Consider the following 25,581-nt stretch of genomic DNA (forward strand, 5'->3'; position numbering starts at 1 on the left):
TTTCGTCAGTGGTTGTCCAGGGACCGGTGTGCAGTTATGCCCACGGCGTCTGCCGGGTTTTCACCCTTCACGGTTGGCGGAGCGGGCGTTAACTGCCGGTGCGGACTGGACCGGTTTCCGGGCAGCCGCTCCGCTCTTACTGCCATCCGGCTCTAGTTTAGGGGGACAAGTTCGCGGTCTACTTGCGTTTATGGACCATGAGGCATCTGACCCATCAGAGGCCGCCCCCGCGTTGACCCCAGGTCTTCGGTCGACAGGCTCCTGAGGGACCTGCGCTCGAGCCGGCACGGCTTGACCGACCGGGAGGCCGCGCGACGCCAGGTGGTATATGGGCCGAACATGCTCATCCGCAGGGGCCGCCGCAGATGGCCGCGCCAAATTCTCCGCCAACTCACCCAGCCGCTGGCCCTCCTCCTCTGGTTGGCCGCCGTCCTGGCTTATGTCACCGGGGCCGGGGCGCTGGCCGCGGCCATTATCGCGGTGATCCTGCTCAATGCGGCATTCGCGTTCATCCAGGAAAGGCACGCCGAGCACGCGGTTGAGGCGCTGGCCGCGTATCTTCCGCCGTCGGCGCGCGCGATCCGCGACGGGAAGGAAGCCCTCGTTGACGCGCGTCTCCTCGTACCCGGAGACGTGATTTTTATTGGGGAAGGTGACCGCGTCTCTGCCGATGCCCGGCTACTGGAGGGCTCAGTGGAGATGGACGTCTCTGCCCTGACGGGAGAATCGCTGCCTGTGCTGCGCAGCGCCGAGGGCGATTCGCTCGCGGAGCGCCTACTGGACGCTTCGGACATGGTTTTCAGCGGCACGAGCTGCACGGGCGGGGAGGCGACCGCCGTCGTGTTTGCCACTGGTATGCGCACGGAACTGGGCCGCATTGCGGCGCTCTCGGAGAGAGTGGGCCACGACAAAAGTCCGCTTGAACAGCAGGTGACGCGGGTGGCCAGGGTCATCGCGATCGTCGCCATTGTCATGGGGGCGGCATTTATTCCTGTCGGTACTCTGCTGGCCGGCCTTCCGCTTGGCGATACCTTGAGTTTTGCCATCGGACTGCTTGTGGCCAACGTACCCGAGGGGCTGCTTCCCACAATCACGCTCGCCCTTGCCGTTGGCGTCCGGCTGTTGGCCCGCGAGGGAGCGCTGGTGAAGCGGATTTCCGCCGTTGAGACGCTCGGGTCGACGAGCGTGATCTGCACGGACAAGACGGGGACGCTCACCATGAACCGGATGCGTGCTCTGGAGGTCTGGACCCCCGAGTCAGGGATACTGGGGCTCGACGGCGTGGTCCCGGCAGCCCCACCGGGCTCGGACTTGGCCCGGCTTGCCACCGCGGCCGTTGCCTGCAGCAGTGCGCGTATTGCCCCCGACGGCGCCGAGACCGGCGATCCCACGGAGCTCGCCTTCCTGCACGCAGCGTCGGCGCTGGGCCTGCCAAGCGACCGCGCGGGCGTCGCCCGCCTGGCTCAGTTCCATTTCGACCCTGCGCTGCGGCGGATGTCCACGGTGGACGCCCTGGCCGACGGTACCTGGGTGCACTGCAAGGGGGCACCTGAGGAGATCGTGCCCCTCTGCGGCTGGATCTCCGAACCTGGCGGGGGTCGGGCACCTCTCGTCGAGCCCGTCCGCGACCGGGTATTCGAGACAGTGGACGCGTGGGCGAAGCAGGGGCTGCGCGTCCTCGCCGTGGCCGAACGCGCGGTCGATGGGAACCCTGCCTCACTCACTCGGCGTGAGGCCGAGAGTGGGCTCACGCTGCTGGGGGTCGCTGCACTCTTGGACCCGCCGAGGCCCGAGGTGCCCGCCGCGGTGGCCAGCTGCCATGCCGCAGGGATCAGGCTCATGATCGTCACCGGCGATCACGGTCTCACGGCCCGCGGCATCGCGGCCCGGGTGGGGATCGGCAATGAGCATACCCGGGTGGTCAGCGGCACCGAGCTGGACCACATGCCCGAGGCCGAGCTCGACGCGCTGCTCATGGCGAACCGGGAAATGATATTCGCACGCAGCTCACCTGAGGCCAAGCTCAGGATCGCCGACGCCCTCCGCGAGCTCGGCCATGTCGTGGCGATGACCGGCGACGGTGTTAATGACGCCCCGGCGCTGCGCCGTGCCGACATCGGGATCGCCATGGGCCGTTCCGGGACGGACGTGGCCCGGGAGGCCTCGGCGATGGTGCTTACAGACGATGACTTCGCTTCCGTCGTCAACGCCGTCCGGTCGGGGCGCCGCGTCTACGATAACGTCCGAAAGTTCATCGTCTACATCTTCGCGCACGCAACACCCGAAGTCGTCCCGTTCCTCCTCTATGCTGTGGCCGGCGGCGCAATACCGCTTCCGCTCACGGTCATGCAGATCCTCGCTGTGGACCTCGGCACGGAAACCCTGCCGGCCCTCGCGCTGGGACGCGAGCCCGAAGAGCCCGGCACAATGGAGCGCCCGCCCCGCGAGCGCGGCCAGAACGTGATCGACGGACCGATGCTGGCGCGCGCGTGGGGCCTGCTGGGCGGAATTTCAGCCCTCCTCGTCACCGGAGCGTTCTTCACAACCCTCCTCGCCGGGGGCTGGCACTACGGCGAATCCACCGCATCTGGTTACCTCCATTTCGTGGAGGTGCAGGCCACGACCATGACCTTCCTCGGCATCGTAGCGTGCCAGATCGGCACGGCGTTCGCGGCTCGCACCCAGACCGCGTCCCTCGCCCAGATCGGCCTCGGTACCAACCGCCTCCTCCTTTGGGGCATCACCTTCGAGATCGCCTTCTCCGCCGCGATCGTGTACATCCCACCGCTTCAAACAATCTTCGGTACGGTTGCCCCCGCCCCCTGGCAACTGCTCCTGCTCATCCCATTCCCCTTCATCGTCTGGGGCGCCGACGAGGGGGTCCGCTCGATCCGACGCCACAGGGCCCGGCGGGACTGAAGCTGTGCGACATTCCCTTGAATTTTCCATGCGCCGTCGAACGGTAGACTGGACTGTGCCGTTCTCCGGCCACTCTGCCCCAGCGTCCCTTCGCATTCCGTGCACGGACTGTGGCGTTCCCTGTTGTGAAAGGCCTTACCTGCTGTGATTACTGTCCAGGATCTTGAACTGCGTGCCGGCGCCCGGCTCCTGATGGACCAGGTGAGCTTCCGCATCGACAAAGGGGACAAGATCGGGCTCGTGGGCCGGAACGGGGCGGGGAAGACAACGCTGACCCGCGTGCTTGCAGGCGAAGGCCTTCCTGCGGCCGGCAAGGTGACCCGGAGCGGCGAAATCGGCTACCTGCCCCAGGACCCCCGTACCCCGGACATGGAGCAGTTGGCGCGGGACCGCATCCTCTCCGCCCGCGGCTTGGACATCGTGGTCGGCAAGCTCCGCAAGGCGCACGACGAAATGGCAAGCGAGGACGCTGACGTCCAGCGCAAAGCCCTGAACCGGTACGATCGGCTCGAATCCGAATTCCTCGCAGCCGGCGGTTACGCGGCCGAGGCTGAAGCTGCCTCGATCTGCTCCAATCTGGCGCTCCCTGACCGCCTGCTGAACCAGCCGCTGAAGACGCTGTCCGGTGGACAGCGGCGCCGCGTGGAGCTCGCCCGGATCCTCTACTCGGACGCTGAGACCATGCTCCTGGACGAGCCCACCAACCACCTCGACGCTGACTCCATCGCCTGGCTGCGCGACTTCCTGAAGAACCACCAGGGCGGCCTGATCGTCATCAGCCACGACACCGACCTGCTGGAAGCCACCGTCAACAAGGTGTTCCTGCTGGATGCCAACCGCGCCCAGATCGACTTCTACAACATGGACTGGAAGCGTTACCTCCTGCAGCGGGAGACGGACGAGCGTGCCCGCAAGCGTGAACGGGCCAACGCCGAGAAGAAGGCACAGGTCCTCATGGACCAGGCCAACAAGATGCGGGCGAAGGCCACCAAGGCTGTGGCCGCGCAGAACATGGCAAAGCGCGCCGAACGGCTGCTCAGCGGCCTGGAAGCGGTCCGCGAGCAGGACCGCGTGGCAGCGCTGCGGTTCCCGGACCCGTCACCCTGCGGCAAAACCCCGCTTACCGCGGACGGGCTCAGCAAGTCCTACGGGTCACTGGAAATCTTCACCGACGTGGACCTGGCCATCGACCGCGGCTCCAAGGTAGTCATCCTGGGACTCAATGGTGCCGGCAAAACCACGCTGCTGCGCATGCTCGCCGGCGTTGATGCGCCCGACACCGGTGAGGTCATTCCCGGCCACGGGCTGAAGGTGGGCTACTACGCCCAGGAGCACGAAACCCTGGACCACGACCGCACCGTGCTCGAGAACATGCGTTCGGCCGCGCCCGACATGAAGGACGCCGAGGTCCGCGGCATCCTTGGATCGTTCCTGTTCTCGGGCGACGACGTCGACAAGCCCGCCGGCGTGCTCTCCGGCGGCGAGAAGACCCGCCTGGCCCTTGCCACGATCGTGGCCTCCAGCGCCAACGTCCTCCTCCTCGACGAACCCACCAACAACCTGGACCCCGCCAGCCGCGCAGAAATCCTGGGCGCCCTCCGCAACTACACCGGCGCCGTCGTCCTGGTCAGCCACGACGAAGGCGCGGTCGAAGCCCTGAACCCGGAACGCGTGGTCATGCTTCCCGACGGCGTCGAGGACCTTTGGAACGAGGACTACCTGGACCTGATCACCCTGGCCTAGCTGAACCCCCGTCACCTCGGCCGGGTTTGCGTCGCGCCCCCGGCCGCTGACGCTTGAGGCTTCGCTTGAGTTCGGACACATCCAGTTCCTGCACCACGAAATCCTGCGCTGTCGTCCATGTTCCTGCTTCAGCAATCAGGGCCCTGTCCGTTTCCAGGCACGCTGTGGCTAGCCTCGACCGTTGACGGTTCCTCTGGTTCAGGGTGGACGATGCCATCTTTTGGTGACTCTTATCCGACGCTGGTGCTGACTTGCTGCGGAGCGGACGGAAGAAGCGCAACTAAGCAGGGGGGCCGCCGTCGCCATCCTTCAGTAGCCCTGCGCGTCCAGGAGGGCGTCCTCTTCTTCCTCGGCGGTGGCCTTCTTGCGCTTGCGCGGGGCAGCGGGCCGACGGCGGGGGGTCACCGCGGCATGCGCGGTCCCGTCGTCAATCAGCTCCTCGTCCTCGGCGTCGATCGCTGCATTCCGCGCCTGCTGCCGGGCCGCGTAGCCGAACCCGACGAACATGAGCACGCCGAAGGCGAACCACTGCAGCGAGTAGGACAAGTGCGTCCCCTCGTCGGTGGACGGCTTGGGGAAGGCAACCGGCATCTCAGCCGACGGCGGGGTTTCCGAGGCAATTTGGCCGTATGCACCGGTCATCAGGGGGTATCCGAGTTGCGCGGCGTAGGTGGGAAGGTCGATCGATGCCAGCTGCCCCTCAGGTGCCCCGCGCTGCAGTTCCGGCTCGCCGTGCTTCAAACGGACGACGGCGGTCACGTCGCCTGTGGGCGGGGCGGGAACGGAGTCAGGACTGCCTGGATTCTTGTTGCCGATGGGCAGCCACCCGCGGTCGATCACAACGGTTTCCCCCGTGGCGAGGCGAAATGGAACCACTACCTCGTACCCGGGCTGCCCGTTGAGCGGCCGGTTGCGGACGATCCGCTGCCCTGCGGCATCGTAGGTGCCTTTCAGCTCAACCTGCGTCCACTCCTTGGCCGGATCCAGCTGGGTGAACTGGTCCCGGGCCTGGGCGAAGGAAATGGGCGTCGCCGAATAGTTCGTGACGACACGGTTGATTTCGGCCAGGGTCTCGGCGCGACGGTCCATCTGCCAGCGGCCCAGGAAGACGCACGCCGTGGCAAAGACGGCGGCCAGCAGCAGATAGCCCAGCCACTTGCTGGAAAAGAGGAAACGGTACATTCAGATGTCCTGCTCCGGTGACATGTCTCCGGACAATTCAAGCGGGAGCGTTTCCTTCCAGAGTCCCCGCGTCTGCAGGTAATCCTCCAGCCATTCCCGGTGGTCGGCGCAGGCCAGCCAGGTCTTGCGCCGCTCAGGAGCATGGATTTTCGGGTTGTTCCACAGAAGCTGCCAGGACGCCTGGGCCCTGCACGCCTTCCGGGAGCAGACGGCGGCAGCCTCCGATGCCACGTCCGATCCTGCTGCAAAATCGAAAATACTCATGCCTGCCGCTCCTCCCGGTGCTCCGCGTCCTCGTCCTTCACCAGCTCGCCCTGCAGTACGGCGCTTCCGGGTTCGTCATCCTCCACCGGGGGAGCAGGGCTTTCCAGCTCGGCCAGGGGCGCGGAGTCCAGCAGCAGGTCGCTGGGCGTCTCCGCTCTGTCGCTGCCGTTGGCGATGACCACCGCGATCCAGGGCAGGAACACGGCACCTGCCACCGCAATAATCTTGAACCATCCGTCCACCACGAAAATCAGGATCAGGCACACCATGCGGATGCCCATCGCCAGGGCGTACTTGATCATCCGCTGGCGCATATCCTCGGAATGCGCTCCTGCGGCGTCCGTGATGCTGTGGACCTCGCTGTCGCCGGAGAACCGGCCCGGTTCTTCGGGCGCGGAACGTCCCGCATGGTTTTCAAGGGTCACGGTGAATGATCACGCTCCAAAGGCTTCCCTTAATTCTCGCACCATCGGCAGTGCTGCCCAAACCCGGCGCAGGCCTGCCGCTAAGATCGGAGGCAGCCCAAACCTCACTCTGCTACCGCGGCCCGCCTGCCGCAGAATCCCGGAGCCCCTCTATGACTGAACCAGCTTCCGCACCCCGCAGCGTCCTGATTACCGGCGGCAACCGCGGTATTGGCCTTGCCATTGCGCAGGCCTTCCTCGCCAACGGCGACAAGGTGGCGGTGACCTACCGCAGCGAAACGCAACTTCCGGAGGGAATCCTCGGCGTCAAGGCCGACGTCACCGATGAGGCGTCCGTAGACGCCGCTTTCAAGGAAGTGGAAGCTGCCCACGGTCCCGTGCAGGTGCTGGTGGCCAACGCCGGGATCACCAAGGACACCCTGCTCCTGCGCATGAGTGAGGAGGATTTCACCTCCGTCATCGACACCAACCTGACCGGCGCCTTCCGGGTCATCAAGCGTGCATCCAAGGGCATGATCCGCCTCCGCAAGGGACGCCTGGTCCTCATCTCCTCCGTCTCCGGCCTCTACGGCGCACCCGGCCAGATCAACTACTCGGCGTCCAAGGCCGGCCTGGTGGGCATCGCCCGGTCCCTAACCCGCGAACTGGGCTCCCGCGGCATTACCGCAAACGTGGTGGCACCCGGTTTCATCAACACGGACATGACGGCCGAGCTCCCCGAGGCCACCCAGAAGGATTACCTGGCCAGCATCCCCGCCGGGCGTTTTGCCGAAGCTTCCGAGGTGGCCAACGTGGTCCGGTGGATTGCCAGCGACGAGGCCGCCTACATCTCCGGTGCCGTCATACCCGTGGATGGCGGCCTGGGCATGGGCCACTGACTCTTCGGACTCCGCTGCTGCAGGAAACTAGCCCCGGGCTCCTTTATTTGTCGAGGTCGGACAAGGGATATCGGCTCTGGCCGCTGGCATGATGGACTGCAGACCACCACGATTTAGATGTTTCGAACAAAGGAAGCTCGTATGGGACTGCTGGACAACAAGACGGCAATCGTCACCGGATCATCACGGGGCATTGGCGCTGACGTAGCAAAGATCCTCGCCTCGGAGGGCGCCGCCGTCGTGGTCAACTACCGCCAAAAGGCGCCGCGCGCCAACAAAGTGGTGCAGGGGATAGAAGCCGACGGCGGCCGCGCAGTCGCCATCGGTGCGGACCTGACCACCCAGGAGGGTGTGCAGGCCCTGGCCAGCGCCGCCATGGAGAACTTCGGCTCCCTGGACATCCTGGTCCTGAACGCCTCCGGCGGCATGGAAACCGGTATGGGGGAGGACTACGCCCTCAAGCTGAACCGCGACGCGCAGATCAACATGCTCAACGCCGCAGTGCCGCTGATGAAAGAAGGCTCGCGCGTGGTCTTCGTGACCAGCCACCAGGCCCACTTCATCAACACCGTGCCCACCATGCCGGCCTACGAGCCGGTGGCCCGCAGCAAGCGGGCCGGTGAGGACGCCCTGCGTGAACTGATCCCCAACCTGGCGGAAAAGGGCATCTCCCTGGTGGTGGTCTCCGGCGACATGATCGAAGGAACAGTCACCGCCACCCTGCTGGACCGTTCAACCCCGGGCGCCATCGAGGCCCGCCGTGCCGAGGCCGGCAAACTGTACTCGGTGGAGGAATTCGCGCAGGTCGTAGCCGGGATGGCAACGGCCGAGGTCGAGTCCGGCCACACCGAATACGCCGGCGGAGCCGATTACTTCGGCAAGGGCGCCGAGGCTTCCAGCTAAGCAGCAGCGGGCAGATGGCCCCCGCCGCCGGTAAATCCGGGGGCGGGGGCCGTTTTGTTAAGAGGCGTCGCGGGGGGTCAGACGCCGGCGACGTGGCGGACGGCGTCCAGGTACGGCATGTTCAGTGCGGCATCGGCCACGGCCCGGACGGCTGGCTTGGCATTGAAGGCCACCCCGATGCCGGCCGCGCCGAGCATGTCCAGGTCGTTGGCCCCGTCCCCCACGGCGATGGTGTGCTCAAGCGCGATGCCCTCCGCGGCGGCCCACTCACGCAGGTACTTTTCCTTGGCGGCCCTGTCCACCACGGCGCCCAGCACCTTGCCGGTCAGTGCGCCATCGACGATTTCCAGTTCGTTGGCCTGCCAGTAGTCCAGGTCCAGGCCGGCGGCGATCGGCTCAAGGATCTGGTTGAAGCCGCCGGACACTACTGCCACCGTGTGGCCGGCAGCCTTGAAAGCGGCCACCAGCTCGGCGGCACCTTCGCTGAGCTTCACTTCCCTGCGAACGGAGTGGACGACGTCGGCAGGCAGCCCCGCGAGCACCGCTACCCGGGCGTGGAGGCTCTGGGCGAAGTCCAGCTCGCCGCGCATGGCAGCTTCCGTCACTGCAGTCACCTCCTCCCGCTTGCCGGCGTAGGCGGCCAGGAGTTCGATGACCTCCTGCTGGATCAGTGTGGAATCGACATCCATGATCAACAGCTTGCGTGCAGCTGAACGAAGGCCTGAAGGTACCAGGGCAGTGTCGAAATGCTGGGGTGCGGAGTCTGACACGGATCGGCGCAGGGCCGCCAGCGCGGCCCCCGTCGCATCAGGAAGGTCCAGTTCAATGACCTGGACCTGGTACCTGTCATCACCGCCGGCAGATTCCGACAACACCTCGGCGCCATGCGAGGCAAGGACGGAACGCAGCTGCTCCAGCCCGGCGGGGGTCACATTGAGGCCATAGCTGACCGCAGTCACGTTTGAAGTCATGCCTGCAATCTTAGTCAGCGCTGATGGGTGGCTTGAATTCATTGGGGGCCAGCTGCAGCGAAGCCGTTAGGGAGCCTTCACACCGGTTATCAGTCATCATCTTTTTTGTCCTAGTGTCTACTCCTATGAGTGATGTTCTGGAACTGGACTCCGTCAGCGTTGTCCGAGGTAAGAAGACCCTGCTGGACAGGGTCGACTGGCAGGTCAACGAGGGCGAACGATGGGTCATCCTGGGCCCCAACGGCGCCGGCAAGACCACCCTTCTCCAGATCGCGGCGGCCCGGCTCCACCCGAGCACCGGCACAGCGGGCATCCTCGACGAAGTCCTGGGCCGCGTTGACGTCTTCGAACTCCGGCCGCGCATCGGCCTTTCCTCTGCAGCCCTTGCCACCCAGATCCCCGAGCACGAGAACGTCCTCAACGTGGTGGTCACCGCCGCCTACGGTGTTACCGGCCGCTGGCGGGAAGGCTACGAGCGCGACGACGAACGGCGCGCCTTCCGGCTGCTCAACGACTGGGGCATGGGCCCGCTGCTCAACAGGACGTTCGCAACCCTGTCCGAGGGCGAGCGAAAGCGCGTGCAGATCGCGCGCGCCCTCATGACGGACCCCGAACTGCTGCTCCTGGATGAGCCTGGCGCCGGACTCGATCTGGGCGGCCGCGAGGAACTGGTCCACAAGCTGGGCGAGCTGGCCAGGGATAAATCAGCCCCGGCCATGGTCCTGGTCACGCACCACCTTGAAGAAGTCCCGCCCGGATTCACGCACGCCATGCTGCTGCGCGACGGCGGAGTTGTGGCCGCCGGCCCCATCACCGAGGTCCTGACCGAAGAGCACCTGAGCACCACCTTCGGGCTTCCCCTGGATGTCTCCGAGAACGCGGGACGCTACACCGCCACGGCACGCCGCTAGAAGAGACCTTCACCGTTACCTTGGAAATCTTCAGCAGCATCATTGTGTTCATCGCCGGCCTGTGGGCCGGCACCATCAACGCGGTGGTGGGCTCCGGTACCCTTGTCACCTTCCCGGTGCTTATCGCCCTGGGCGTGGCTCCAGTGACCGCGTCCATGAGCAACGCCATGGGCCTGGTCTTCGGTACGGGCGCCGGGGCCTTCGGCTACCGCCGTGAGCTGGCCGGCCGGCGACGGCAGGTCCTGCGCCTGCTGCCGGCGTCCGTCCTCGGAGGAATCACCGGCGCCTGGCTGCTGCTGCACCTGCCCGAACAGGTCTTCCACTACGTCGCCCCCGTACTGCTGGTCCTCGCACTGTTGATGGTCGTGTTCCAGCCACGGCTCCAGGACTGGGTTCGCAACCGCGAGGCCAACCCCGAACACGCAGTCCGGGACAAGCGCCACGGGTTCCTCCTGGTGCTCCTGGTCTACCTGGCCGGCGTGTACGGCGGCTACTTCGTGGCTGCGCAGGGAATCCTGCTGGTCGGAATCCTGGGCGTGTTCCTCACCGGCACCATCCAGAATGCCAACGCCATGAAGAACATCCTGGTGCTGGGCGTGAACATGGTGGCGGCCATCTCCTACCTCCTGTTCGCCTTCGACCGGGTCAACTGGCTGGTGGTGCTGCTCATCGCTGTCAGTTCCACCATTGGCGGCCTCATGGGCTCCAAGGTGGGGAGGAAGCTCTCGCCGCGGGTCCTGCGCGCCGTGATTTTCAGCCTGGGCATTGTTGCCTTGGGCGTCATGATCGCCAACCTGCTGAAATAATCTCCCGGTGACCTTCCACTACCTCGAATCCGCCGATGACCCGCGCGTCAGTGACTACACCACGTTGACTGACGTGCACCTGCGCAAGCTCCGCGAACCGGCCGAGGGAATGTACATCGCAGAATCCTCCCGGGTGCTGCGCAGGGCCCTCGCGGCGGGCCACCAGCCGCGCTCGTTCTTCCTCGCGGAGAAATGGATGGCGGACCTCGACGACGTCTTCCAGGCGTATCCCGACGTTCCGGCCTTCATCGGCTCAGCCGGTCTGCTGGAGGAGATCACCGGGTTCCACCTGCACCGCGGCGCCATGGCGGCCATGCAGCGCCCAGCCCCGGTGCCCCTCACGGACCTCCTGGCCGGAGCGCGCCGCGTTGCCGTGCTGGAGGACATCGTGGACCACACCAATGTCGGCGCCATCTTCCGTTCCGCGGCAGCACTGGATATCGACGCCGTCCTGGTTTCCCCGCGCTGCGGAGACCCGCTCTACCGCCGCAGCGTCCGGGTCAGTATGGGCACCGTCTTCCAGGTGCCCTGGGCGCGCCTGCACCACTGGCCGGGGGACCTGCAGGTGCTCAAGGAACACGGCTTCACCGTCGCCGCCCTGGAGCTGACGCCGGAAGCTGAGGACGTCGACGCCGTCGCGTCCCGGAACGTTGACCGGCTTGCCCTGGTGCTTGGCACGGAAGGCGCCGGCATGAGCCCGGAGACGCTCGCCGCCGTCGACCTCGCCGTCAAAATCCCCATGCGCAACGGCGTGGATTCCCTGAACGTCGCCGCGGCCTCGGCAGTGGCATTCTGGGAGCTGCGGGCGCGCAGCTGAGCAGGTGCCGCGGCGGCGGGCTTCGGTTCGTCAGCCCCTCCCGTTTCGGCTATGATTGATAGCTGGTTGTCCTGCTTTTTCAGCTTCGGCTGATGGGACAGATCCCAGCCATCCCATTCATACCTGGCAGCTGGCAAAATCCAGTTGCCCGAACAAAGGTCCCATTATGAAGTCTGATACCCACCCGAAGTACGAAGCTGTTGTCTTCAACGACCTGGCCTCCGGCACCAAGTTCCTGACCCGCTCCACCGTGTCTTCCAACAAGACCATTGAGTGGGAAGACGGCAACACCTACCCGGTCATCGACGTCGAAATCTCTTCCGAGTCCCACCCGTTCTACACGGGCAAGCAGCGCATCATGGACTCTGCAGGCCGCGTCGAGCGCTTCAACGCTCGCTTCAAGGGCTTCGGCGCCAAGAAGTAATTCCTTCGCCCGAGCTTTCCAGGAAAGCCCGCACCGGTAACGGTGCGGGTTTTCTGCGTTAACAGCGCATCTGCATTCTGGGGCAGGATGGGAAGCATGACCCAGCCTCCTTTTCCTGCCAGAAATGGCGCCAGCAACCAGCGCCTGCACGGCGAATACAAGGTCCCGGGCGGCAAGCTCGTCGTGGCGGACCTGGCAGTGGTGGACGGGGCCCTTGCGGACGTCTCCGTCAGTGGCGATTTCTTCCTGGAACCGGACGAGGCCCTTGAGGACATCAACCGTGCACTGACCGGGCTTCCGGACTCCATGCCGGCCGCGGACCTGGCAGCCGCCATCACCGCCGCCCTGCCGGCCGGAGCCGTGCTGTTCGGCTTCTCCGCGGACGCCGTGGCCGTGACCGTCCGCCGCGCGCTGGCGAAGGCCACCTCGTGGGGAGACCACGAGTGGAACGTCATTGCGCCAACCGTGCTTCCAACGGAAATCAACGTTGCCCTTGACGAGGTGCTGACCGAGGCCGTGGGTGCGGGTCAGCGCACTCCCACTCTCCGGTTTTGGGACTGGCAGGAGCCGTCGGTGGTCATCGGCAGCTTCCAGTCCGTACAGAACGAGGTGGATCCCGAGGGCGTTGCCAGACACGGCATCAACGTGGTCCGGCGGATCAGCGGCGGGGGAGCGATGTTCATGGAGGCCGGCAACTGCATCACCTACTCCCTCTACCTGCCGCAGACCCTGGTGGACGGGCTGAGCTTCGCCGACTCCTATCCGTTCCTCGACGCCTGGGTCATGGCGGCATTGGAACGGCTGGGCATCAATGCGTTCTACATCCCGCTGAACGACATCGCTACGGACCAGGGGAAGATCGGCGGTGCCGCGCAGAAGCGCCTGGCCAACGGCGGCATGCTGCACCACGTCACCATGAGCTATGACATCGACGCCGACAAAATGGTGGAGGTCCTGCGGATCGGCAAGGAGAAGCTCTCCGACAAGGGCACCCGCAGTGCCAAGAAGCGGGTGGACCCGCTCCGCCGCCAAACCGGCCTGGCCCGCACGGCGATCATCGAGGCGATGATCGAGGTGTTCAGCGAGCGTTACGGGGCAACTCCATCACGGCTGGCAGGACACGAGCTGGCAGCTGCCGAGGAACGCGTGGCGGCCAAGTTCGGTACCGAGGAGTGGCTCCACCGCGTCCCGTAACCCCATCCATTGCTCCGGGGGTGCCCTTTTGGCGCCCCAAAAGGGCACTTACGGAGCACCCGATGAGTGGACGACGACGGCCTGCGCAGTGAGCGCGCGCAGCAGGTGATTACGCTGCTCGATGATGATCCGGCGCAGGGCGTGCGGCCCGTCCGGGTTGGCGGCGAGCCAGTCGTCGGTGCGCCGTACCACCGGGTGGCCTGCCGGGCGTGCGCCCGGTGGCAGGTCCTGCGCCGCGGGGTAGAGGCCCCGGACGATCCGGCTGGCGATTTCGATGCTGCGCCCGTCCCAAACAGTCAGCAGGCAGTCGAAGTAGGGCTCCACAAACGGCTCCAACAGTGCCGGGGGCGCGGTGGTAAACCCGCTGATGGTGGCCGTGAGGAGCTGGTTGGAGAGCTCGTTCCCGTGGACAGCTGCTTCCCAGGCCCCTGCCTTGACTCCGGGATCAGGCCGGGACGCCATGGCCGTCGCGTGCCCTGCACGGCCGGCGGCGGTGGTGTCCCTGGCCAGCTCGGCGTCCAGGTCCGCGGCGGTGGCCCGGCCGTTGGCAGCCAGCGCATGCCACAGGTGCCAGCGCAGTTCGGCATCCACCGCCAGGCCTTCCACCCGGGCTGTCCCGTCGAGCAGCCCGCGAAGCCGGGGGAGCATGGATGCGTCGTGCCTGCTGAGGGTGGCAACGGTACGGGCCCAGGCGAGCTGGGCGTCGGAGCCGGGGACTGCCCGGTCCAGCTCGGCGGCGGCTGCGGCCAGGAAGGAGGCACGCACGCTGTCCCGGTTGTCCGCGGGCGTGTAGCGTTCGACGGCGGCCGTTGCGTTGTCGAGGATGTTCAGCAGGACCCCGATCCCGGTTTCAGCCGGTGCGAAGGCGGCCACGGCGTCTACGTAGCGGGCCGCAGGAGTTTCGCCGTCCCGGGCCGAGTTCCAGAGCGAGGTCCAGCACAACGCGCGGGCCATGGGATCGGCAATCCGGTCCAGCGATCCCCGGACCGTCGCCAGCGAGGAGGGGTCCAGCCGCACTTTGGCGTAGGTCAGGTCCTCATCGTTGACCAGCAGGAGCGCAGACCGCGGCTGCCCGGAGAGTTGGGGGAGTTCGGTCCGTGCGCCAGCCACGTCGGTTTCGATGCTCCCGGTCCGCACCAGGGCGCCGTCAACATCGAAATCGTAGGAACCCACCCGGAGGCGGTGCGGCCGCAGCTCCTCCCGTCCCGTGACCGGATCCGTCGCCTCCTGGACGATCGCCACCCCGCCCAGCACGCCGTCGTCGTCCCCTGCCGCACCCAGGGAAGCGAAGTCCAGGGACAGAGTGGAAATCCCGGAGGTCTGCAGCCACTGCCCGGCCCAGTTTGTCAGGTCGCGGCCCGAGGCGGCACCCAGCGCTGCCAGGAGATCGGCGAGGGACGTGTTGCCGTAGGCGTGCTTCCGGAAGTAGTCCCGCGACCCGGCGATGAAGGCGTCGAAGCCCACGTAGGCCACCAGCTGTTTGAGGACAGAGGCACCCTTGGCGTAGGTGATGCCGTCGAAGTTCTGTTTGGCGGCCTCCAGGTCGGGGATGTCGGCCACGATGGGGTGCGTGGTGGGCAGCTGGTCCTGGACATACGCCCAGGCCTTGCGCTTGCTGGCGAAGTTGACCCATGCGGTATCCCAGTCCGTCGCCTGGTCCACGCCCAGGGTGCCCATGTAGTCGGCGAAAGATTCCTTGAGCCACAGATCGTCCCACCATTGCATGGTCACCAGGTCCCCGAACCACATGTGCGCCATCTCGTGCATCAGGGTGTTGGCCCGCGCCTGGTACTGGGCGTCTGTGGCGCGGGAGGTGAACACGTAGCTCTCGGTAAAGGTCACCAGGCCGGGGTTCTCCATGGCGCCGAGGTTGTACTCAGGGACGAACGCCTGGTCGTATTTGCCCCAGGGGTAAGGAAAGTCGAAGAGGCGATTGAAGAAGTCCAGGCCCTTCTTGGTCAGGCTGAAGAGTTCCTCCGCGTCGAACGACTCCGCCATGGATGCGCGGCAGTAAAGGGCCAGCGGGATGTCCAGGCGGGTGCCGTCGTCGAGCATTGCCTCCCAGCGGTCCTCGGCCTTGAAGTAGGGACCGGCCAGCACGGTGGTGATGTAGGTGGACATGGGCAGGGTGGTGGCGAAGTCCCAGCAGGCGGTGGCCGAATCGCTGGTCAGCAGTGTGCGGTTCACCTGGGCACCGTTGGAGGCCACCTGCCATTCCGCGGGGGCCATGACGTGGAAGGTGAAGGTTGCCTTCAGGTCGGGCTGTTCGAAGTTCGCGAAGACCCGGCGGGCATCGGCCGGTTCGTACTGGGTGTACAGGTAGCACTGGCCGTCCGCAGGGTCCACGAAGCGGTGCATGCCCTCGCCCGAGCGGCTGTACAGGGCTGTTCCGGTGACGCTGACCTGGTTCTCGGCCTGCAGGTTGTCCAGCCGGATCCGCGCCCCGTCCACGACGTCCGCCACGCGCAGGCCCTTGCCGTTCAGGAAGACGCTGTGCACCGCGCTGCCGATGAAGTCCAGGAACGTGCTGGTACCGGGTTGGGCGGTGAAGGTGATGACGCTGCGGCTCGGGTAGCCGGGCACGGCCGGGTCCGCTGCCTGGCGCACGTCCAGGGAAATGTCGTAGCTGGTGGTGCTGATCAGTGCTGAACGTTCGGCGGCTTGGCGGCGCTGCAGATTCTCATGTGACACCCGGCTATCTAATCACGGTGTTTCGCCAACCTCAGCCTGCGATCAGGAAGGCGGCAGCGAGACCCAGCACGGCGATCAGGAGCCAGGACACGAGGGCTGCCAGGAGCGCCTGTCCGCCGGTGTGGAGGAGGGTGCGGATTCGTACTGCCGAGCCCAGCCCAAAGAGGGCCGCGCCCAGGAGGATGTCCTGCAGCGTGGCCCCGGCTTCAAGCCAGACGGGGGACAGCCAGCCGGTGGAGCGCAGCACCACCATGGCCACGAACCCCACGACGAACAGCGGCACCACCGGCGGCATTTTCGACAGCGAACCGTCGGCGGCGCCGGGGGCACGCGCGCCTATTCTGTGGTGCGCGCCCGCGACGGCGGCAACCGGCGCGAGCAGCAGCACGCGGGTGAGCTTGACGACGACGGCGATCGCCAGGGCGGCGGTCCCAGCGGTCTGCGCGGTGGCCACCACCTGGCCCACATCGTGCACGGAGGCGCCGGTCCAGGCCCCGAAGACTGCGGCCGTCAGGCCCAGGGGGTGGGCGAGGAGTGGGAGGACGCCGATGGCGAGCGTTCCGCAGAGCGTCACCAGGGCCACCGGCAGGACGGTGTCCGCGTGCCGGATCCGGCGGACCGCGGCCATGGCGCCGATGGCCGAGGCGCCGCAGATGGAGAAGCCCGTGGCCACCAGGAGCGAGGTCACGGGCGGCAGGCGGAACAGGCGCGAGATGGCGTAGGTTCCGCCGAAACTGGCCGCCACGACTGCCACGATCAGGACCAGTGCCGGCCATCCGAGGTCCAGGACGTCCATGACGCTGACCTTTAGGCCCAGCAGCACGATCCCGCCGCGCATCAGGTGCTTGCCGGCGAAGTCCAGTCCCGGGCGCGCCCGGCCGGCGGTCCAGCCGCTGGCGCCGGGGAGGTTGGCGGCAAGAACTCCCAGGACCACGGCCAGGGTCATCGCAGGCAGTGCCGGCAGCAGCCCGTGCACCAGGAATGCCGCTGCAACAGCGGCCGCCGCGGCCAACAGGCCCGGCATCAACCGCGCAGCAAGGAGCCGGAAGCGGCCGTGGCCCCGCGCTGGGAGGCTTCTGCTGTCTGGCACTCACCTACTGTGCCCGACGAGGCCAGTAAAGTACGAACCGGGCCGCAGGCGCCAACACGCCACAATGGATGGCAGTAATGAATTCGAAACAAAAAGATGGTTGGCTATTGGACATGTCAGACCTATTCCAGGATTACTCCGAGGCCGCAGGCCGCACCGGAGCCTACGACGAGATGTTCGCCCCGGGGCAACAGGCCCGGGACTCGTACGGGCAGGTGGCGGACGCGCTCCGGAAGCTCTCCCTGGCGGACGTCAGCGCACGCGCCGACTCCATGGCCCGCACCTTCCTGGACCGCGGCGTGACGTTCGACTACGCAGGTGAGGAACGGCCCTTCCCCCTCGATATCGTGCCCCGGGTCATCCCTGCGGCCGAGTGGGATGTCCTGGAACGCGGCGTTGCGCAGCGCGTGCGCGCCCTGGAAGCGTTCCTGAACGACGTCTACGACAAAATGACAGTGGTGTCCGACGGCGTGATCCCGCGTCAGCTCGTCACCACCAGCGCCCATTTCCACCGCCAGGTCCACGGCTTCGAGCCGGCGGGCGGGGTCCGGGTCCACATCTCCGGCATCGACGTGGTCCGGGACGCGGCCGGCACCTTCCGGGTCCTGGAGGACAACGTCCGCGTTCCCTCCGGGGTCAGCTACGTGCTGGAGAACCGGCGCGCCATGGCCAAGGGCCTGCCCGAGGCATTTGGCCAGCAGCTCATCCGGCCCGTGGAAGAGTACCCCCGCCGGCTCCTCTCGGCCCTGCGCAAAACCGCGCCGGCCGGCGTCGACGATCCCACCGTCGTCGTCCTGACCCCTGGCGTGTTCAACAGCGCCTACTTCGAGCACACCCTCCTGGCGGGCCTCATGGGCGTGGAACTGGTGGAGGGGCGCGACCTTATTTGCCGCGGAAACCGCGTGTACATGCGCACCACTGCCGGCGAACAGCGTGTGGACGTCATCTATAAACGGATCGATGACGACTTCCTGGACCCGCTGCAGTTCAGGTCGGACTCCATGCTCGGCTGCCCCGGCCTGGTCAACGCCGCCCGCGCCGGCGGCGTCACCATCGCCAACGCGGTGGGCAATGGCGTTGCCGACGACAAACTGGTTTACAGTTACGTCCCTGACCTGATCCGCTACTACCTCAGCGAGGAGCCCATCATCGCCAACGTGGACACCTTCCGCCTCGAGGAGAAGGAGGCCAGGGAGTACACCCTGGACAACCTCGCGGAGCTGGTGGTCAAGCCCGTGGACGGTTCCGGCGGCAAGGGCCTGGTCATTGGTCCTGACGCCTCAAACGACGAACTGGACGCCCTTCGCCAGCGGATCGTCGCGGACCCCCGCGGCTGGATCGCCCAGCCGGTGCTGCAGCTCTCCACCGTTCCCACCTTGGGCGGCGACAAGTTCGGTCCCCGGCACGTGGACTTGCGGCCCTTTGCCGTGAACGACGGCGACAACGTCTGGGTGCTCCCGGGCGGACTGACCCGCGTCGCGCTCAAGGAAGGGTCCCTGATCGTCAACTCCAGCCAGGGCGGCGGTTCCAAGGACACCTGGGTCCTGGCCGACTCACCCCAGATGCCGGTGGAAACCGTTCCCCGCCAGTCCGTCACGGTCCGTGAGCGGGTTTCCGTGTGGCCGGTGGAAAGCAACTGGCGCGACCGCCAGTCGGAGCAGCAGCAGTGAGCCGCGCCGCCGTCGGGCATTTCCCTTTCAACGTTCCGGGCGCGCAGGAGGTAGCCGCGAATGCTTAGCCGTATTGCCGAGTCGCTGTTTTGGATCGGCCGTTACGTGGAACGCGCTGATGGCACGGCACGTATCCTCGATGTGCACCTGGAACGCCTTAACCACCTCCCCATGGAGGAACGCAAAAGCGTGGCGCAGGAACTCCTTGCGGTTATGGGTGCCCGGCCGCAGAGCGAGGATTTCGGCCTGCCGGAACTGCTCCACGCCCTGGCCTACGACAAGACCAGTGCTACCTCCATCGCCGGCTCCCTCGGGGCCGCCCGGGAGAACGCACGCCGTGCCCGCGAAACCGTGTCGTCCGGCCTGTGGGAGAGCCTGAACACCACCTACTACGGGCTGAGCCAGCACCGCAAGGATGTGGTGGGCACCTACCGGTTCTGCAACTGGACCCTGGAGCGCACGGCCATGGTCAGCGGCCTGGCCGACACCACCGTGAGCCATGACGAAAGCTGGCTCTTCCTGGTGCTGGGCCGTTCCCTGGAACGCGCGGACATGACGGCCCGGATGCTCTCCACCCGGGACGTACTCTCCGCCGGCATGTCCTGGGTGAACATGCTGCGCTGCGCCGGAGCCTACGAATCCTTCCTGCGGACCCGCCGCGCGGCGTTCGGTGACCAGCACGCTGCAGAATTCCTGCTCTTGGACCGCCTGTTCCCGCGGTCGATCGTCTACGCGCTGCGGGACGCCGACGAGTGCCTCGCCAAGCTGGACCCGTCGGCGCAGCGGGTGGGCTTCATCAATGACGCCCGCCGCATCGTGGGGCAGGCCAGGACCTTCCTCGAGTTCCACCGGACGGACGACCTCATGTCCGAACTGCCCGAGCACATGGAACGGGTGCAGAAGGCCGTGTCCCAGGCGTCGGATGCCATTTCCCGTAAGTACTTCAATCAGGCGGACGAACTTGCCTGGGTGGGAGAAGTTTCATGACCCGGCTGAGCATCGTCCACCGGACGGCCTACAAGTACAACAAGCGGGTGACCCTGTCCTACAACGAGGCCCGGATGACGCCACTGACCGATTCGCAGCAGGTGGTCCTGGAATCGGTGGTGAAGGTTTCCCCGTCGCAGGCTGCGGTGAGCACCTACCGCGACTACTGGGGGACCAGGGTCACAGCCTTCGACATGCAGATGCCGCACGAGAGCCTTGAGGTGGTCTCCAACATCACCGTGGAGGTGCACAGGGCGGAGAAGATCCCGGCGGAGGCTGACATCGTGGGCTGGGACGTCCTGGCGTCCCCGGAGAAGCTTGACGCCTTCAGCGACTGGCTGCCGCAGTCCCGGCTGAGCGGTCCGGGCGGCGAAGTCCTGGGCATCATCCCGGACGTCGTGGCAGGGAAGAACCCGCACGAGGCAGCGATGGCAGTTTTTGCTTGGATGCGCGGGGAGATGACGTACATGTCCGGCTCCACGGCGGTGACCACAAATGCGGAGGAAGCCTGGGGCCAGCGCAAGGGGGTGTGCCAGGACCTGGCCCACCTGGCCATCGGCGCGCTGCGCAGCTGCGGAATTCCGGCACGCTACGTCTCCGGCTACCTCCACCCCCGGTCCAGCGCAGGAATCGGCGAGACCGTCGCCGGGCAGTCGCACGCCTGGCTGGAATGGTGGGACGGTGACTGGCGCAGCTGGGACCCCACCAACCACAAGCCCGCCGGCGACTTCCACGTCACGGTGGCCAGGGGCAGGGACTATCGGGACGTGCCCCCGCTCAAGGGCATCCTGTCCGGGGGCGGCGGGTCCGCCCTGCAGGTAAGCGTGGAGATCACCCAGCTCGCCTGAAACGGTACGTTCCCCGGCCTCCCTGGCCGGGGAACCCGCCGTCGCCGGCCTATTCCTGCGCGGACCTGCCGGACCTGCTGATCTGTGTCCACCATGTCATCGGATCGGTGACCTTGAAGCGGCGGCCCGTGACCGTGTCCGGAGTGATGCGGACGAACGCGTCCTTGCGCCCCGCCTGCCAGGGGAAAAGATACAAGCTGGAGGTCTCCAGCACTTCTTCGGTGCTCTTGACCAGCGCCGCAGTGCCTTTGATCACCACGCTCCACGCCAGTCCGGTTTCCGGGTCCACGCCATCCGCCTCCACTGCGACGGGGGAATCGCCGGATGCTGCTGACAGTTTGGTTCCCTGGCCGGTCCGGAACACCACAGTGCCGCCGTCCACCGTGTAGTTGACGGGGAAGATGTCAGGACGCCCGTCGGCCAGCACTGCCAGCCTGCCCACGGACACAGTCCGCAGCAGGGCCCAGCACTCGTGGTGTTCGAGGTTCTGCACCAAGTTTGATGACTCGTTGCTCATGCCGTGAGCATACGCCAATCACCAGGGGCTGGGCTTGTAATCCTTCAGGAAGACGCCGTACTGGTCCTCGCCCTTCTCACCCATGACGATGGGGTCGTAAACCCGGGCCGCGCCGTCCACCAGGTCCAGGGGCGCGTGGAAGCCTTCCTCCATGAGCCGGACCTTGGTGAAGTGGGGTCGTTCGTCCGTGATCCAGCCGGTGTCCACGGCGGTCATCAGGATCCCATCCGTGTCCAGCATCTCCTGGGCGCTGGTGCGGGTCATCATGTTCAGCGCAGCCTTGGCCATGTTGGTGTGCGGATGTCCCGGTCCCTTGTAGGCCCGGGAGAACTGCCCTTCCATGGCGGAGACGTTCACGATGTACTTCCGCTGCGCCGTGGAGCGCCTCATGGCACCGCGCAGGCGGCTTACCAGCAGGAACGGCGCCGTGACGTTGCAGAGCTGCACCTCGAGCATTTCGAGGGGGTCCACTTCGTCCACCACCTGGGTCCAGCTGTTGATGGTGGCCAGGTCGGGAACCAGCCCACCGGCGTCGATCGCGGTTCCCGAGGCAATGCGCTCCAGCGAGGCGGACCCCGTGGACAATGCCAGCGAGGTGATGGCATCGCCGGCCAGGACCGGATGTTCGGTGACGCTGCCGGCAAGCGCCAGCGGGTGCTTGTCATGGGCGTGGCCGAACGTGAGCAGTTCGGGACCCCCGTTGGCCTGCTCCAGCACCGCCGGGAGCGGCTCGTCCTCGGCATCCACCAGCGGTTTGTAGGCGTTCCCGGAACGCCGTACGGTCTGGGCGGCGTTGTTGATGATGATGTCCAGCGGGCCTGCTTCATTGAGCGAGTCGGCCAGGGCTATGACCTGGGCAGGATCGCGCAGGTCGATGCCCACGATCCGGAGACGGTGCAGCCATTCGCCGCTGTCCTCCATGGCGGCGAACCTGCGGGCGGCATCCTTGGGGAACCGTGTGGTGATGGTGGTATGGGCCCCGTCGCGCAGCAGCCGGAGGGCGATGTACATCCCGATCTTGGCGCGGCCGCCGGTGAGCAGCGCCCGGCGCCCGGTGAGGTCTGTGCGCGCATCGCGCTTGCTGTGGTTGAAAGCCGCGCATTCGGGGCAAAGCTGGTGGTAGAAGGCGTCCACCTGGGTGTAATGCTGCTTGCAGATGTAGCAGGGCCGGGACCGGATGAGGTGCCCCGCCACGTTGCCGGTGGCGGACGGTGCCAGCTTGTTGCCGCGGGTTTCGTCGTCGATCCGGTCCGGCGCGGCAGTGGCCGTCTGGGCGAGGACGGCGCGGTCGGCCTCGGCGATCGTGTCGCGCTTGGTGACCCGGCGGTGGCGCTTGACTGCCTTGAACATCTTCCCCGTGGCGCGGCGCACCGAGATGTAGTCCGGGTGCTCCTCGTCGTACGCATGGATGGTGTTCAGGACCTTGAGGCAGGCCTGTATATCCTCAGGAGTCAAATCGGGGGAGCTCATTGGAAGAATTTTACAGCGTAGGCCGCAGGCCGGGGCACCATCGTGGTGCCCCGGCCCGCGCAGTCCTGTGGAAGGGGGAGGGGTCTGGGTCAGGACACCCTGGCGTTGTCCGGTGACGCCTTCGCCGCTGCTGCCGCATGCGTTTCCGCTACCTTGTCCGCGGCCTCGCGGACATCAGGGTACTGCTCCGCCGCGGCCTTGATGGCGTTGGGCAGGACGCTCAGGTGGCTGGCGGCAAGCCGCCGTTCCTCATCACTGGGTTCCGGAACCTCCTGGCCCTTGGCGAGGACGGTGATGCCGGACTCCGTGACCTTGAAGCCGCGGGACCGGTCCAGGTCCGGGTCCAGGCCGATGGCGGCACCGGCGGGGACCTTGACGTTCTTGTCCAGGATGGCGCGGCTGATTACTGCCCCTTCACCTACCTGCACCTTGTCCATCAGCACGGAATCGATGACCCGGCCGCTGGTTGCCACATAGACGTCGTTGGACAGCACGGAGCCCTCCACCACGCCGCCGGAAATCACCACCCCGTTGGCCACGATGGAGTCAAGCGCAGTTCCTACGGTGTTGTTCTTGCCCCGGACGAACTTGGCGGGCGGGGAGATGCTCTGCCGGGTGTAGATGGGCCACTCGGAGTTGTAGAGGTTGAACACCGGCAACGGGGAAATGAGGTCCATGTGGGCGTCATAGAAGGAATCGATGGTTCCCACGTCGCGCCAGTAGGTGCGGTCGCGCTCCGTGGAGCCTGGGATGTCATTGAGCGTGAAGTCGTAGACGCCGGCCTCGCCGCGGTTGACGAAGTACGGAATGATGTCCCCGCCCATGTCGTGCTTGGTGTCCAGGCGCTCGGCATCCACGTGCAGTGCGGCCACCAGCGCATCGGCGTCGAACACGTAGTTGCCCATGGAGGCCAGGAACTGCGAAGGGTCGGCCGCCAGGCCAGGCGTGGAAGACGGCTTCTCTACGAATGCGCCAATCTTCTGGGGATCGTTCTGGTCCACTTCGATGACACCGAACTGGTCTGCCATGTGCAAAGGCTGGCGTACTGCGGCCACGGTGGCCTTGGCGCCGCTGGTGACGTGCTGGGCCACCATCTGGGCGAAGTCCATCCGGTATACGTGGTCCGCGCCGACCACCACCACAATGTCCGGGTTGGCGTCGTGGATGAGGTTCAGGGACTGGTAGATGGCGTTGGCGCTGCCAAGGAACCAGCTTTTGCCCACGCGCTGCTGTGCCGGCACCGAAGCGATGTAGTTGCCAAGCTGGGTGGACATCCGCCAAGTCTCGGAGATGTGCCGGTCCAGGCTGTGGGATTTGTACTGGGTCAACACCACGATTTGCAGGTAGCGGGAATTCACGAGGTTGGACAGCGCGAAGTCGATGAGGCGGTAACTGCCGGCGAACGGCACGGCGGGCTTGGCCCGGTCTGCCGTCAGTGGCATCAGCCTGTTTCCCTCGCCGCCTGCGAGGACAATGGCCAGGACTTTTTTGGTTAACGGCATGATGGTCGCTCCTGTACGCCTTCGTAACTCCCCAAGACAGTCCGGTAGGCCCGGACTCCTTCACACTAGAACAGTTATGCGTGAAGGACTACCTTGGGTCTTGTGCGAATAGACATTGTGACTAAAGAGTTCCCGCCGGAGATCTACGGTGGCGCCGGGGTGCACGTAGCCGAATTGAGCAGGGTGCTTAGTAAGCACGTTGACCTGCAGGTTCGTGCGTTCGGTGCTCCCCGGGATGCCGATTACCATGGCGCAGCGGTGACGTCGTACCAGGTCCCGGAGGACCTGGGCGGGGCCAATGCGGCGGTGCAGACCCTTGGTGTGGACCTGCGCATTGTGCCGGACGTGCAAGGCGCGGACCTGGTCCATTCGCATACCTGGTACGCCAACATGGCCGGGCACCTGGCCTCCCTGCTGCACGGCATTCCGCACGTTCTCAGTGCGCACAGCCTCGAGCCGCTGCGCCCCTGGAAGGCTGAGCAGCTCGGCGGCGGCTACGCACTGTCCTCCTGGGTGGAGAAGACGGCCTATGAGGCGGCGGCGGCGATCATTGCGGTGTCCGAGGGCATGCGCCAGGACATCCTGCGCAGCTACCCGAACGTGGACCCCGCAAAGGTCCGGGTTGTCCACAATGGCATCGACGTTGAGCTTTGGCAGCGTGATGAAAACGACGACGCCGTCCGTGCCCTGGGCATCGACCCCGCCAAGCCAAGCGTTGTCTTTGTGGGAAGGAACACTCGCCAGAAGGGCGTCCCTTACCTCCTTCGGGCAGCAGCGAAGCTTCCCGCCGACGTCCAGTTGGTCCTGTGCCTCGGCGCGGCGGACACCCCGGAACTGGCGGCCGAAACCGCAGCCTTGATTGAGGATTTGCAGAAACAGCGCACCGGTGTGGTGCTGATCGAACGGATGCTGCCGCGGCATGAGCTGATCCAGGTCCTCAGCCACGCCACCGCTTTCGCCTGCCCCTCCATCTACGAACCGCTGGGCATCGTCAACCTTGAGGCCATGGCCTGCGGGGCGGCGGTGGTGGCCAGCGCCACCGGTGGTATCCCGGAGGTGGTTGAGCATGGCCGTACCGGCCTGCTGGTGGACCTGGAACAGGTCACCGACGGCACCGGCACGCCGCTGGATCCGGAGAAGTTCGTCAAGGAGTTCGCTGCGGCCCTCACCGAGGTGGTGACCGATCCCGAACGCGCCCGCGCCATGGGAGAGGCCGGCCGGGAGCGGGCCGAAAAGCACTTTTCCTGGGAGTCGATCACCGAGACCACCCTCGAGGTGTACCGCTCGGTGCTGCCCGCCGCCGGCTGAGCGTCCCGGCGGCAGAACCCACGACGGCGCCGCTCCCCACGGAAGGGGAGCGGCGCCGTCG

22 protein-coding genes are annotated in these 25,581 nt (G+C 66.3%); 13 read left to right on the plus strand and 9 right to left on the minus strand.

Annotated elements, in window-relative coordinates:
* Positions 1-213 precede the first annotated feature (213 nt).
* On the plus strand, positions 214-2,919 hold the full coding sequence (locus tag IEW19_RS04720; protein WP_188570728.1) for a cation-translocating P-type ATPase: 2,706 nt from the start codon (positions 214-216) through the stop codon (positions 2,917-2,919).
* A gap of 144 nt (positions 2,920-3,063) precedes the next feature.
* The gene (locus tag IEW19_RS04725; RefSeq protein ID WP_188570528.1) at positions 3,064-4,662 is read left to right on the plus strand and encodes an ABC-F family ATP-binding cassette domain-containing protein; all 1,599 of its coding nucleotides are present in this window, start codon (positions 3,064-3,066) and stop codon (positions 4,660-4,662) included.
* Between the two features lie 309 nt (positions 4,663-4,971).
* On the opposite strand, the gene IEW19_RS04730 is transcribed toward IEW19_RS04725, so the two are convergent.
* Genes IEW19_RS04730 through IEW19_RS04740 form a run of 3 tightly spaced genes read right to left on the minus strand, consistent with a single transcriptional unit; the run spans position 4,972 to position 6,533 of the window.
* A complete protein-coding gene (locus IEW19_RS04730) occupies positions 4,972-5,844 on the minus strand; it encodes an SURF1 family cytochrome oxidase biogenesis protein (protein WP_188570529.1) in 873 nt (290 codons plus the stop codon).
* Entirely contained in the window at positions 5,845-6,108 is a 264-nt protein-coding gene (locus IEW19_RS04735; RefSeq protein WP_188570530.1) for a hypothetical protein, read from the minus strand. It abuts the gene before it with no gap.
* Positions 6,105-6,533 (minus strand): DUF3099 domain-containing protein, encoded by a 429-nt coding sequence (locus IEW19_RS04740; protein ID WP_188570531.1) that lies wholly within the window; start codon positions 6,531-6,533, stop codon positions 6,105-6,107. The genes IEW19_RS04735 and IEW19_RS04740 overlap by 4 nt, the downstream gene beginning before the upstream one ends.
* 152 nt (positions 6,534-6,685) lie before the next feature.
* Here IEW19_RS04740 and IEW19_RS04745 point away from each other — a divergent pair, with 152 nt between their 5' ends.
* The gene (locus IEW19_RS04745; RefSeq protein WP_188570532.1) at positions 6,686-7,411 is read left to right on the plus strand and encodes a beta-ketoacyl-ACP reductase; all 726 of its coding nucleotides are present in this window, start codon (positions 6,686-6,688) and stop codon (positions 7,409-7,411) included.
* 141 nt (positions 7,412-7,552) lie between these two features.
* Complete coding sequence (locus tag IEW19_RS04750; RefSeq protein WP_188570533.1) at positions 7,553-8,314, plus strand: SDR family oxidoreductase; 762 nt, start codon at positions 7,553-7,555, stop codon at positions 8,312-8,314.
* 77 nt (positions 8,315-8,391) lie between these two features.
* Here IEW19_RS04750 and serB read toward each other — a convergent pair whose 3' ends face one another.
* Positions 8,392-9,285 carry a phosphoserine phosphatase SerB gene (serB, locus tag IEW19_RS04755; RefSeq protein ID WP_188570534.1) on the minus strand — a complete coding sequence of 298 codons (894 nt, stop codon included), beginning with the start codon at positions 9,283-9,285 and terminating at the stop codon, positions 8,392-8,394.
* Positions 9,286-9,410: 125 nt separating this feature from the next.
* Between serB and IEW19_RS04760 the strand changes: the two genes are divergently transcribed.
* The 5 genes from IEW19_RS04760 to lplAB all read left to right on the plus strand — a co-directional run bounded on the left by IEW19_RS04760 (position 9,411) and on the right by lplAB (position 13,437).
* Positions 9,411-10,196 (plus strand): ABC transporter ATP-binding protein, encoded by a 786-nt coding sequence (locus IEW19_RS04760; RefSeq protein ID WP_188570535.1) that lies wholly within the window; start codon positions 9,411-9,413, stop codon positions 10,194-10,196.
* Between the two features lie 20 nt (positions 10,197-10,216).
* The gene (locus tag IEW19_RS04765) at positions 10,217-11,002 is read left to right on the plus strand and encodes a sulfite exporter TauE/SafE family protein (RefSeq protein WP_188570536.1); all 786 of its coding nucleotides are present in this window, start codon (positions 10,217-10,219) and stop codon (positions 11,000-11,002) included.
* A 7-nt stretch (positions 11,003-11,009) separates the two neighbouring features.
* Positions 11,010-11,819, plus strand: coding sequence for a TrmH family RNA methyltransferase (locus tag IEW19_RS04770; RefSeq protein ID WP_188570537.1), 810 nt, complete (start codon positions 11,010-11,012; stop codon positions 11,817-11,819).
* Positions 11,820-11,985: 166 nt separating this feature from the next.
* The gene (locus IEW19_RS04775) at positions 11,986-12,243 is read left to right on the plus strand and encodes a type B 50S ribosomal protein L31 (RefSeq protein WP_188570538.1); all 258 of its coding nucleotides are present in this window, start codon (positions 11,986-11,988) and stop codon (positions 12,241-12,243) included.
* A gap of 96 nt (positions 12,244-12,339) precedes the next feature.
* Positions 12,340-13,437 (plus strand): lipoate-protein ligase LplAB, encoded by a 1,098-nt coding sequence (gene lplAB, locus IEW19_RS04780; RefSeq protein WP_188570539.1) that lies wholly within the window; start codon positions 12,340-12,342, stop codon positions 13,435-13,437.
* Between the two features lie 48 nt (positions 13,438-13,485).
* Here lplAB and pepN read toward each other — a convergent pair whose 3' ends face one another.
* Positions 13,486-16,128, minus strand: a complete 2,643-nt coding sequence (gene pepN / locus IEW19_RS04785) for an aminopeptidase N (RefSeq protein ID WP_188570540.1) — start codon at positions 16,126-16,128, stop codon at positions 13,486-13,488.
* Between the two features lie 31 nt (positions 16,129-16,159).
* Positions 16,160-17,218 (minus strand): YeiH family protein, encoded by a 1,059-nt coding sequence (locus tag IEW19_RS04790; RefSeq protein ID WP_229748340.1) that lies wholly within the window; start codon positions 17,216-17,218, stop codon positions 16,160-16,162.
* 113 nt (positions 17,219-17,331) lie between these two features.
* Between IEW19_RS04790 and IEW19_RS04795 the strand changes: the two genes are divergently transcribed.
* Genes IEW19_RS04795 through IEW19_RS04805 form a run of 3 tightly spaced genes read left to right on the plus strand, consistent with a single transcriptional unit; the run spans position 17,332 to position 20,723 of the window.
* On the plus strand, positions 17,332-18,888 hold the full coding sequence (locus tag IEW19_RS04795) for a circularly permuted type 2 ATP-grasp protein (protein WP_188570541.1): 1,557 nt from the start codon (positions 17,332-17,334) through the stop codon (positions 18,886-18,888).
* A 60-nt stretch (positions 18,889-18,948) separates the two neighbouring features.
* A complete protein-coding gene (locus IEW19_RS04800; protein ID WP_013600945.1) occupies positions 18,949-19,875 on the plus strand; it encodes an alpha-E domain-containing protein in 927 nt (308 codons plus the stop codon).
* On the plus strand, positions 19,872-20,723 hold the full coding sequence (locus tag IEW19_RS04805; RefSeq protein ID WP_188570542.1) for a transglutaminase family protein: 852 nt from the start codon (positions 19,872-19,874) through the stop codon (positions 20,721-20,723). Before IEW19_RS04800 ends, IEW19_RS04805 begins: the two co-directional genes overlap by 4 nt.
* Before the next feature lie 49 nt (positions 20,724-20,772).
* Here the strand turns inward: IEW19_RS04805 and IEW19_RS04810 are convergent, their stop codons facing one another.
* From IEW19_RS04810 to glgC, 3 genes are all read right to left on the minus strand, one after another.
* Positions 20,773-21,240 (minus strand): pyridoxamine 5'-phosphate oxidase family protein, encoded by a 468-nt coding sequence (locus IEW19_RS04810; protein ID WP_188570543.1) that lies wholly within the window; start codon positions 21,238-21,240, stop codon positions 20,773-20,775.
* A gap of 18 nt (positions 21,241-21,258) precedes the next feature.
* Positions 21,259-22,710: an SDR family NAD(P)-dependent oxidoreductase gene (locus IEW19_RS04815; protein WP_188570544.1), complete on the minus strand. Its 1,452-nt coding sequence runs from the start codon at positions 22,708-22,710 to the stop codon at positions 21,259-21,261.
* Between the two features lie 89 nt (positions 22,711-22,799).
* The gene (gene glgC, locus IEW19_RS04820; protein WP_188570545.1) at positions 22,800-24,212 is read right to left on the minus strand and encodes a glucose-1-phosphate adenylyltransferase; all 1,413 of its coding nucleotides are present in this window, start codon (positions 24,210-24,212) and stop codon (positions 22,800-22,802) included.
* A gap of 102 nt (positions 24,213-24,314) precedes the next feature.
* Here glgC and glgA point away from each other — a divergent pair, with 102 nt between their 5' ends.
* Positions 24,315-25,520, plus strand: a complete 1,206-nt coding sequence (gene glgA, locus IEW19_RS04825; protein WP_194398770.1) for a glycogen synthase — start codon at positions 24,315-24,317, stop codon at positions 25,518-25,520.
* The last annotated feature ends 61 nt before the right edge of the window (positions 25,521-25,581 follow it).

This window comes from Arthrobacter liuii (assembly GCF_014639275.1).
Classification (GTDB): Bacteria; Actinomycetota; Actinomycetes; order Actinomycetales; family Micrococcaceae; genus Arthrobacter; species Arthrobacter liuii.